General features: G+C 58.6%; 9 protein-coding genes and 1 pseudogene. 3 read left to right on the top strand and 7 right to left on the bottom strand.

Going from position 1 to position 9,675, the window contains the following annotated elements:
* A pseudogene (locus JWQ24_RS25060) lies at positions 1–1,345 on the bottom strand (excinuclease ABC subunit A); the annotation flags it as partial.
* Between the two features lie 209 nt (positions 1,346–1,554).
* Here JWQ24_RS25060 and JWQ24_RS25055 point away from each other — a divergent pair.
* The gene (locus tag JWQ24_RS25055; RefSeq protein WP_299814079.1) at positions 1,555–3,057 is read left to right on the top strand and encodes an FAD-dependent oxidoreductase; all 1,503 of its coding nucleotides are present in this window, start codon (positions 1,555–1,557) and stop codon (positions 3,055–3,057) included.
* Between the two features lie 59 nt (positions 3,058–3,116).
* Here the strand turns inward: JWQ24_RS25055 and JWQ24_RS25050 are convergent, their stop codons facing one another.
* Complete coding sequence (locus JWQ24_RS25050) at positions 3,117–4,103, bottom strand: DUF72 domain-containing protein (RefSeq protein WP_299814076.1); 987 nt, start codon at positions 4,101–4,103, stop codon at positions 3,117–3,119.
* Between the two features lie 147 nt (positions 4,104–4,250).
* Positions 4,251–4,406 (bottom strand): hypothetical protein, encoded by a 156-nt coding sequence (locus JWQ24_RS25045; protein ID WP_299814073.1) that lies wholly within the window; start codon positions 4,404–4,406, stop codon positions 4,251–4,253.
* A gap of 617 nt (positions 4,407–5,023) precedes the next feature.
* Between JWQ24_RS25045 and JWQ24_RS25040 the strand changes: the two genes are divergently transcribed.
* Positions 5,024–5,179 carry a hypothetical protein gene (locus JWQ24_RS25040; protein ID WP_299814070.1) on the top strand — a complete coding sequence of 52 codons (156 nt, stop codon included), beginning with the start codon at positions 5,024–5,026 and terminating at the stop codon, positions 5,177–5,179.
* A gap of 190 nt (positions 5,180–5,369) precedes the next feature.
* Complete coding sequence (locus JWQ24_RS25035; RefSeq protein ID WP_299814068.1) at positions 5,370–5,909, top strand: DUF4142 domain-containing protein; 540 nt, start codon at positions 5,370–5,372, stop codon at positions 5,907–5,909.
* A gap of 546 nt (positions 5,910–6,455) precedes the next feature.
* Here JWQ24_RS25035 and JWQ24_RS25030 read toward each other — a convergent pair.
* Genes JWQ24_RS25030 through JWQ24_RS25015 form a run of 4 tightly spaced genes read right to left on the bottom strand, consistent with a single transcriptional unit; the run spans position 6,456 to position 9,387 of the window.
* Positions 6,456–7,193, bottom strand: a complete 738-nt coding sequence (locus tag JWQ24_RS25030) for a hypothetical protein (protein ID WP_299814065.1) — start codon at positions 7,191–7,193, stop codon at positions 6,456–6,458.
* Positions 7,190–7,582: a phage holin family protein gene (locus JWQ24_RS25025; protein ID WP_299814061.1), complete on the bottom strand. Its 393-nt coding sequence runs from the start codon at positions 7,580–7,582 to the stop codon at positions 7,190–7,192. The genes JWQ24_RS25030 and JWQ24_RS25025 overlap by 4 nt, the downstream gene beginning before the upstream one ends.
* The gene (locus JWQ24_RS25020; protein ID WP_299814058.1) at positions 7,566–8,210 is read right to left on the bottom strand and encodes a YtxH domain-containing protein; all 645 of its coding nucleotides are present in this window, start codon (positions 8,208–8,210) and stop codon (positions 7,566–7,568) included. The genes JWQ24_RS25025 and JWQ24_RS25020 overlap by 17 nt, the downstream gene beginning before the upstream one ends.
* Positions 8,203–9,387 carry a hypothetical protein gene (locus JWQ24_RS25015; protein WP_299814055.1) on the bottom strand — a complete coding sequence of 395 codons (1,185 nt, stop codon included), beginning with the start codon at positions 9,385–9,387 and terminating at the stop codon, positions 8,203–8,205. Before JWQ24_RS25015 ends, JWQ24_RS25020 begins: the two co-directional genes overlap by 8 nt.
* Positions 9,388–9,675: the final 288 nt, after the last annotated feature.

Below are 9,675 nucleotides of genomic sequence, written 5' to 3'. Positions count from 1 at the left end.
TCCAGTCCGCGTGCCGCACGACATCGAGTTCGTGCTCGACGATAAACAGCGAATTTCCCGCGGCCTTGAGGCGGTCCAGCGCCCGCAGCAACGCTTCGGTATCGGCCGGATGAAGTCCCGCCGACGGCTCGTCCAAAACGTAGACGACCCCAAAGAGGTTGGATCTGACCTGGGTTGCCAGGCGAAGCCGCTGAAGTTCGCCGGGCGACAACGTCGGCGTGTTTCTTTCCGGCGTCAGGTACCCGAGACCGAGGTCGAGCAGTACTTCGAGCCGCGCCAACAGATCTTCCATGATCCGCTGCACGACGAGCTCCTTTTCAGGATGGTCTTCGGAAATCTTCTTCTTGCGGTTGAGATACGGCAAGAGGAGCTCACCCAGTCCCTTCAGCGGGAGCCTCGAGATTTCAGCGATGTCCATAGCGGCAAATTTTACCGACAGCGCCTCCGGCTTCAGCCGCTTGCCGTGACATACCGGGCAGTCCGTGCTGGAGAGAAACTTCGCCACGCGGCGTTTCATCATCGCGCTTTGCGTCGTAGCAAAGGTTTGGAGCACGTATTTGCGGGCGCCGGTGAAAGTCCCCTGGTAGCTTGGTTCTTCCTTCCGCTTCAGCGCCCGCTTTGTTTCGGCAGCAGTATATCCGGCATAGACCGGCACCGTCGGCTGTTCGTCGGTGAACAGGATCCAATCGCGGTCCTTCTTCGGGAGCTCCCGCCAAGGCTTGTCCACGTCGTAACCCAGCGTCACTAGGATATCCCTCAGGTTTTGTCCCTGCCAAGCGGTTGGCCACGCGGCCACTGCACGATCCCGGATCGAAAGCTTGTCATCGGGCACCATGGTCCGCTCGCTCACCTCATGGAGGCGGCCGATACCATGGCAATTCGGACAGGCGCCCTCAGGCGTATTTGGGGAAAACGACTCCGCGTACAACAGCGGCTGATCTCGTGGATAATCGCCGGCGCGTGAGTACAGCATCCGTAGCAGGTTCGACAACGTGGTGACGCTTCCTACCGACGACCTGGTCGTTGGCGATCCACGCTGTTGTTGCAGCGCTACTGCCGGAGGCAGCCCCTCGATCGAATCCACCTCGGGGACCGCCATCTGGTGAAAGAGCCGGCGAGCATATGGCGAGACAGATTCCAGGTAGCGGCGCTGAGCCTCGGCATACAGCGTCCCGAACGCCAATGACGATTTGCCGGATCCGGAGACGCCGGTGAACACCACCAGCGCGTTGCGAGGAATTTCGAGTGTAATGTCTTTTAAATTGTGCTCTCGGGCGCCTCGGACGCGCACAAAGCCGTCCGAAAAGATGGCCTTTGAGTTCCCATTTTTAACTTTCGCGTCCATTTGTTTTGCTCTGGGCCAGAAGCCCGGCTCGCCGGCCTCTGACAATGAAACAAACGGCGGAAGAGCGGGTTCCGTCCGTTGGTTTCCTGCAAAGATGTGCGCTCAAACGATCAGCTGCACGGTCCGTGGGTCATCACCTGAACCTATTCGTTCCGGGGCTGGAACCAGTGACGCCTGGGACCGTTTTCTGCATTGAATTGAGGGTACCAATGGCTACTAAATCTCTTTGGATGGATACTGCCGTGGCTCCGCAAGCTATCCCGCTGCCGGGAGATGAACGGTGCGACGTAGTCGTCGTTGGGAGCGGTATTGCCGGGCTGTCTACGGCGTACGAATTGAGCGAGCGCGGACGGTCGGTCATCGTTATCGATCGCGGGCCGATAGCAGGCGGCATGACGGCGCGCACCTCCGCGCATCTTGCCCCGCTCTGCGATGACCTGATGAGCGAGATGCAGAAGATCAAAGGGGAGGAGCAGTCAAAGCTCTTCTATGAAAGCCAGGCCGCGGCGGTGGACCGGATCGAGGAAATCCAGAAGAACGAAAAGATCAGTTGCGACTTCCGACGTCTCGACGGCTACCTGTTTCAGGGTGATGATATGCCGCCCGACGTGATCGACGAGGAGCTCGATGCTGTGCGAGCGGTAGGTGCCCCTGTCGAGCGCTTGGTCGGTGTGCCTCTCAGCGGATGCGACAGCCGGCATGCGCTGCGCTATCCCCAGCAAGCGACATTTCATCCCCTTAAATATCTGGCGGGGATCGCTGAAGCATGCACTAAGCGAAAGGTGCGTTTCTTCGCCGACACGCCCGTCGAAGAGATCGTCGAGGAAAATGGTGCAGTGACCGCTAAGACCGCCCGGGGACTCATTCGTGCCGGGCATGCCGTCGTCGCGACGAACTCATCGATTGTCGACCGCGTAGCGCTACATTCCAAAACCTCGCCCTACCGGACCTATGTTGTGAGCTTTGCCATCGATCGGGGTGCCTTGCCGGATGCGCTGTACTGGGACACGGAAGAGCCGTATCACTATGTGCGCCTTCAGCCCGGCGATAACGGCAGCGACTTCGTTCTGGTCGGTGGTGAAGATCACAAGAGCGGCGAAGCCGATGATGCTGATGCCCGTTTTGACCGTCTTGAACAATGGGCACGCAGTAAAATGCCGATGCTGAGGGATATCACCCATCGATGGTCGGGTCAGGTCCTCGATACGATCGATTATGCCGGTTTCGTGGGTAAAAACCCCGGATCGGAGCACATTTATGTCGCAACCGGTGACTCCGGACAGGGCCTAACTCATGGCGTAATGGGTGCGGTGCTGAATGCCACGCTCGTTACGGGCGGCGAAAGCAAATGGGCGGAGCTGTATTCTCCCGACCGCAAGCCACTCAAAGCTGCCAAGAATTGGGTGCTGGAAAACAGCACTGCACTTAAGAATCTTGCAGAGTATGTAGCGCCTGGAGAAATCGGCTCCGCGGATGAACTGGAGCCCGGACATGGAGCGATCATACGCGAGGGACTAAAGAAGATCGCCGCCTTCCGTGACGCCGAGGGTGAGATTCACCGGCATTCTGCCTCGTGCACGCATCTCGGTTGTCATTTGCACTGGAACAGCTTTGAGAGTTGCTGGGACTGTCCTTGTCACGGCTCTATCTTTGGGCCGGAGGGACACGTGCTGAATGCTCCAGCGATATCCGCTCTTAAACCCGTCTCCTAACGAATCCTACTCTGGCCAAAGCCGTCTTTCTTCCAAATAAGCAAGAATGGCAAATGACGTTAAGCTTGGCACTCATTGCTTTTCGTTTTTATAACACCTGCGAACGTTTGCGAGCGCGGCAAAGTTCGATTGCCTGGACTTTCGCTGCTGAGAACCCGGCTAAGCATGCGGCGCAATGTGGTCGCGTTCTTTGGCGCATGGGCGTCGTTGTCATTATTGAAGTAGATCCAGGCTCGCTTGGCCCTGCTCGCCTTAATTCGGTCAGTCCATGTCGCCAGCTCGCTCTTTGAGTAGTCGTGGCTGTACCAGCGTTTAGGGCCATGCAGGCGGACGTAAACTTCATCGGCGGTTCGGATCAACTGGTCCGGCAGTCTCGGTCCGCTGCTGGAGCAGAAGATGACTCCGGCCTTGCGAAAGGCCTCATACACCTCCTCGTTCCACCAACTGGCGTGCCGAAATTCGACGACGTTGCGGCGCGCGGGATCAAGTTGACTGACAATGTCGTTGAGCCGGGTCTTGGTGTAGCGGTAGCTCGGCGGAAGTTGAAACAGAAAGCATCCCATGCGGTCGCCCAATATGTCGGCGATCATCCCAAAATCCCGAATGAGCGTCTTTGTGTCCTTGAACTTCCTGATGTGAGTAATGTGTTCGCAGACCTTGACGGTGTAGACGAACTTCTTCTTCCCTGGCTGCCGCTTCCAGGCCTGAACGCCCGCAACCGTCGGCCATGAGTAAAAGGATGCGTTGATCTCGACGGTGTCGAAACGTTTTAGGTAGTGCTTGAACCAATTTTGTTGGGCCACATCCGCGTAGAACGAATCCCGCCACTTCCAGTACCGCCAGCCGGAGCACCCGACATGAACTGACTGCTTAAATTGAAGCGGTCCCTTGGCGCCTTCGGCTTTCTTCTTCAGCCGGGCGGAATGCATCTGTGCGGCGCGTCGGACGTTATCCTCCCGCTGCTTTTCGCGACGGAGGCGCCTGCGTTCCCGTCGCTCCTCAAGCGTTAGGTTTGTCCATCGGGCTGCTGTGTCTGCGCGCGGCATGTTTCCTTCCTGTTTGTCAACGCCTGACAATCCATCGGGGTTCAAGCGGCATCGGATTCTCGCAGTATACTGGCGTCGGTATGGCCGGCACGAGCGACGGCTAGCAGTGAATTCCCGCACGAGACTTCTGAACTTTGAGCACCTGTATTAATGGATGGTGTCCAGCTGAACTCGACACACTTCCTCGCCGTCCTCATTCGAAACTAAAATCGCGACATGTCTGTTCTTGAGTTCGGGACGCTCCTGAATGAGCCTGCGTGCGATTCCTTCGGCCACGTCCATAGCCTGGATGTCGTCGCTCACGTCAGTGCCGCCTTCGTCCGCCACGGTCTTTGAGTCAATAAGATCGAAATGGTACCGCGGCATTCTGAACCCCACCCGACGCGCATGACGACAGTCATTTGTTCGCGTTATCCAAACAGTCGATAAATCGTCTCAAGTGTGAAGTTGCCGATGCAGAATGCGATCAGCGTGCTGACAATCACTTCGTCTCGGTCAAAGTCTGGTGCCTGCGGCTGTGCCATTTGGTTCAAGCGCCCAAAGAAAAAGCCTCTGCATCGCAGAGGCAAAGTGTCTTCCGGCTTCCCACCGGGCGCCCTTCTGGAAGACGTGATACCAATGCAGCGCTTGAACTTTGGTTCCTGGAGAGAAATGCGACACACAGATCGCGCGCAGCATGATGCACAACAGTCTCGCGAACGAGCCTCGAATTTTTTGAAAGATGAGCGAACGCAACGAACCGACGATCGGCAACTGCAGACGGCGGCCTGCTCATGAGGCAAGAACTTTGAAGCCCGCCAGCTTCGTTGACGAACGCCAGGTTCCCCATAAGGAGCGCGGCGGCCACAGGCTCACACAGTAAGGCCGATCGTAAAGCCGCCTCAGTTGGCAAATTTCGTGGGTTCTGTATGCTAGCTGGCATGTCAGACGATGCCGCCCGATTCCGCAAGCAAGCCGAGGAAGCCAGAGAACACGCGGCCCGCGTTGCAAGCCCGCTCGACAAGGAGGCGTGGCTGCGGATCGCTGAGGAGTGGCTCAAGTTGTCCGAATCGGCTGAGAACCAGCGCCGGATATAGCACCGCCTCAGTTAGCTTCTCGCTTCCCACGCTAAGCCAGCAACCAATCTCTAGAGGGCCAATGCGGTCCTCCAATGAAACGATGAGGCCGTGTCCTACAAAGCCGGGCAAGGATTGGAACCTTCGACACAAATTCATGTTAGGACGGAGGAAATGTCCAATCGGCCAATTTTAACTGAGGAAAACACCCATGTATCGCTCATTAGCCATCTTGGCCCTAAGCGCAGCCTTTCTGTCATCTTCGGCGCTCGCTCAGTCCGTGGGCGAAAAGACTGGCGTCAATTCGACGCTGGGCATTGCTCCAAAAACGGCCGACTTCATCAAGGAGGCGGCGATGAGCGACATGCTGGAAATCGAGTCGAGCAAACTCGCGCAGCAAAAGGGCAATGCGACCGAAAAGACATTTGCCGGGCAAATGGTCGCCGATCACACGAAAACGAGTACCGAGCTCAAGAGCATGGTCTCGGGCGACATGAAAACCGCGATTCCAACGGCACTTGACGATGCATCGCAAAAGAAGCTCGACAAGCTGCGCGACGCAAAGCCTGAAAACTTCGCTTCTGAATTCGATCCCATGCAGGTCAGTGCGCACAAGGATGCGGTCTCGTTGTTCGAACGCTACGCCAAGGGCGGCGAAGATTCCAAGTTGAAGGACTGGGCGGGCAAGACCTTGCCGGCTTTGCAGCACCATCTTGAGATGGCGCAGGACATGGACAAAAATCGCAAGTGAGGCCGGACGCAGAAGCTTCCCCCGACGTCGCGTGATCCTCGAACCAAAGCCCGGTGGATTTGCCGCCTGGGCTCCGTGAAATAAGCAAAAGGGAAAATGACGTAGATTATTTCATTTCGTCGGGTCTTCGTCTGCCACCATGCTTTAAGATCGCGCTGTGCTCGGGTGAAGTTCAATCCCGCCAATCAGGAACGATCCGCACAAGCGGGTGTTGGCGACGGGTGAGATGTCTGTTCTTGCAAACCCTTTTGCGGGCCCTCGCGGCTTTGCGTCTGGGTTTCCTCGTTCTTAAACCGCGGTGCTCCCCAAAGCACAGCGGCTCATTTTCGTGCATGTTCGCGAACGGTCATTGAACACGGTCGAACGGGCTCTCTCAGCCGAAGATCGTTACACCATACCAGTAACTGAAGACCGCGAGTAGGACATTTTGAGGTGAACGTCGACTTCACCGCACTCCGCCGATATAGACGACCAATAGCGGAGCTGCACACAAGATCAGCCAGGCTGCTGCCTCCGTGTCATGCCAAAAGCCTCAAGCGAACGACCCTACGGCTTCGAGAAGGACGCTCGATCCGATGATATGCCCTTACCTGCCGCGTCCACTACCCGTCCGACCTTGGCTGAGATGTCACCAGCGGCGGATTTTGCGCTCTCAAGCGTCAAGCCTTGCCTCTGAGCCTCGTCGGTGACAGCTTCGAGCACGTCTCCCGCGGCTGTCGCCAGGCGACCGGTCTGTTTGGCCGCGAATTCGGAGGCTTTTGTCTTAGCGGCTTCGCTGGCGTCGCCCAGGTAGTCTGATTCCAGTTCGCTCGCCGGCAACGCCACGGCGATGCCAACGCCGATCGCAACGCCGATCGCTCCCAGCGCCAATGGTTGAGCCCGGAACACCTCGGAAAGATTTGAACGAATTGCGCCGAGGGCGTCCATTCCCGTCTCGGGAATCGAGGCGATATAGCCTGAGGCTGTGTCGGCATACTCCCGCCCATGATGGGCTGCGCTACCCAGGGTATCCGCCACTCCGTCGGTCATGGCGCCCGTCACGGAAGCCGCCCGTTCGCCGACTGTGCCGGCGCCGGATTGCAGTGCCGATCGCGCGCCCTCGAACGCATCCGGGACGCGATCCATGCCCTTGCGCACGTATTCACCGGCCTTTGCCGCAGATTTGCTGCCTGAAAAGAGCCACAGCATGCCCATTCCGATCAACGCCGCGGAGACCGGGTTCTTGCGCACAGCATCGCCAAGATCCCGGATGAAGTCTGAACCTGCTTCCGAAACGTTGTTCATCGCACCATCTCCTTTGCCGCGACCTTGTCGCGCTGCACCTGATCAAGCGTCACCGTCGGCTTGAGAGCATCGCCGGAAAGCCGGCTTAAGCCGGTTGCGATGAGAGCTGCCGAGACTACCGCCGCGCCGACGCCAGTTATCAAATAAGCAACCGGATCGGAAAGTCCGGCATGCATCAACGCTGCGGCGGCTGCGAACAGCAGCATCACTAGCGCCGGGATTAGGAACACGGCTCCTGCGCCGATGATCGCCGCCGCCCGGCCCGCCTGATTTGCCTTATCCGAAAGTTCGGCGCGCGCCAGATCGAACTCGTTGCCGATCAGCTTGGCCAGTTGACCGACCGCGTCACTAAAAAGCTCTGGTATCGAGCGGTTACTTGGTGAATTCATCGCGATACCCCGTATCCTGCGAACTGTTGCCGGCGGCGCCTGAATATTTGCTGGCGCTGCCCCGCCGTGAGTTGGATGCGCCGGTGTCGGTCGCACCCTCGGCGTCGTTTGCCGAACTCTTCAGGAAACGTACGACGCCGAAGCCGGCGAGCACAGCTATCCCGAGAAAAGCAGTCGGTTGCCGGCGCGCGAAGGATTGAGCCCCCCGCACCAGATCATTGAAGTTGCCAGCCCTGATTGTATCGGCCACACCTTCGACCTGCGATGCCGCCTTGCGGATATACGTGCCGGCGATCGGGAGATCACTGTCGAATTCTCCAGCAGCGCGACGGATCGTATCGGCAAGACTGCCCACATAATCCGCACCCGCTGTTTTTTGACCGTCAACGGCCTCTTTGAACTTGTCAGTAGCCTGGGCCGCGACGTCCTTGGCGGCGTCGACGAAGTCCGAAGCTTGATCCTGGATCGCTTCCGATGACGCCGAAGCCAGACCGAGCGCCTTTTCCTTGATCTCACGACTTGCGCTAGCCGCCTGCTCTGTCACGCTCTTTGCCGCGGTCGCCGCCGTTTCGAAACCATGCGATGAGCCGGTCTTGCCTTGATCACTCCTGAAGGTTTGGTCAGCCATGGTCGTGGTCTCCGTGCGCGTTGGGTTGATGATCTTGTTCGGAAGGTTCAAAGGCAGTGGTAACGGCGGCTTCGGCGACGCGGCGGACGCGCTGCGTGATATCCTGTGCGGCCTTTCCGAGACCATCGGCCGTCAGGCCTTCGGCTTCCGCCTGGCGGGCGGCTTCATCGTAGATATCGCCCGCCGCGGCCTTTGCTGTTTCGAAGCCCTTGGCTGCCATGGCCTGCGCCCGGCGCTTCGCGGCGGAACTGGTATCGCCTACCAGGTCATCCTCGAAATCAGAACGTGGCAACGCGCTGGCAATCAAACCGCCGACCAGCAAACCGAAACCAGCCACCAGCAGAGAGTTTCGTTCGATGGTTTGCAAGACGGTCTGCCTTGCCCGATCGGAAGCATCAGACGCCTTGTGTCTGACCGCGCGCGCAGCATCTAATCCGCTGTCCGCTAAGTTACTGATCGCGCTGCGACCCGCAGCCGTCGCACCGGCAGCCAAATCCTGCACGGTCGCGGCTGCGGAGCCGGCCATCCGTAGGCCGTCGTTCTTGAGCCCGCTAGCGCGCTCGGAAAGGGCACCCCCCGCAGATTCAACGCCATCCCTGAGCCTTTTTGAACCGGAGGCTATCGCAGCGCCGGTATCGTCGGCGCTTTCCTTCACTTGCTCCCTCCCTGCCGAGACGGCCGCCGTTACGCGATCAAGCTGATCCCCCGCATAAGCGTTGGTGGCCGAGGCCGATTCCTGCAGTTGATCACCCAAATTGCGCGCCTGTCGCATCACCTGACCGGACACATCGGCGGCGACGTCGGATGCCTTCTGCGTGACCGCTTGGCCGCTCTTGGAACCCGCCAAGAACAGGCCGGCACCAACCATCAAAACCGGCATCGGTATCGCTCGCGCCAGCCTGAGAAGCGGATACGCAACGCTCGCTCCGACGGCCACTGCCTGCATCGGGTTTCGCCGGGCGGCGGCTGTGACATCGCTCATCAACTGTTCACCGCGCGTCTTGATGTAGTCGGAGACCTCGGCCTTGATGACCTCAGGCCTGATGCGGTGGCGAATATCGCTGGCCGTCTCCGTGACGCTGGTTTTCAGTTGCTCGATGGTGTCGGTCAGGCCTGCCCGCGTCGCCTCGGTCTCGCGCTTGATCTGCTGCAATGAGCGGGTGTCAGTTTGGGCCATGGCAATCCTCCGCGACGTTATACGTGGAGGCTGAACCGCTGGATTTGCCGTTGGTTCCAGACGATGCGATGCTTTGGGAGTTTCAATCGCGTCCGCCGCTTGTAGCGAACCCCTGGTTCGCCTGGGGGAAGAGCTGTCCATCTTTCATGCCCAAGTCCAAGGCGGCAGTCTATCAGATGATAGTTCACCGAACGGCGGAGAGGCTATGGTCCGCTCGTTGGCCTTTTGGGATTTTGACACCGAGCAGGTGTCGCTGCCTTAAAATTGAGATAGATGCCCACGGATCAG

Origin of the sequence: Tardiphaga sp., assembly GCF_028290495.1 — a bacterium.
Classification (GTDB): Bacteria; Pseudomonadota; Alphaproteobacteria; order Rhizobiales; family Xanthobacteraceae; genus Tardiphaga.
The sequence above is the reverse complement of the archived record's forward strand: the minus strand, read 5'-3'. Positions and strand labels throughout refer to the sequence as shown.

Coding starts and splice junctions, on each gene's coding strand:
- JWQ24_RS25055 (WP_299814079.1), top strand. CDS start 1,555: ATGGCTACTAAATCTCTTTGGATGGATACTGCCGTGGCTCCGCAAGCT.
- JWQ24_RS25050 (WP_299814076.1), bottom strand. CDS start 4,103: ATGCCGCGCGCAGACACAGCAGCCCGATGGACAAACCTAACGCTTGAG.
- JWQ24_RS25040 (WP_299814070.1), top strand. CDS start 5,024: ATGTCAGACGATGCCGCCCGATTCCGCAAGCAAGCCGAGGAAGCCAGA.
- JWQ24_RS25035 (WP_299814068.1), top strand. CDS start 5,370: ATGTATCGCTCATTAGCCATCTTGGCCCTAAGCGCAGCCTTTCTGTCA.
- JWQ24_RS25030 (WP_299814065.1), bottom strand. CDS start 7,193: ATGAACAACGTTTCGGAAGCAGGTTCAGACTTCATCCGGGATCTTGGC.
- JWQ24_RS25025 (WP_299814061.1), bottom strand. CDS start 7,582: ATGAATTCACCAAGTAACCGCTCGATACCAGAGCTTTTTAGTGACGCG.
- JWQ24_RS25020 (WP_299814058.1), bottom strand. CDS start 8,210: ATGGCTGACCAAACCTTCAGGAGTGATCAAGGCAAGACCGGCTCATCG.
- JWQ24_RS25015 (WP_299814055.1), bottom strand. CDS start 9,387: ATGGCCCAAACTGACACCCGCTCATTGCAGCAGATCAAGCGCGAGACC.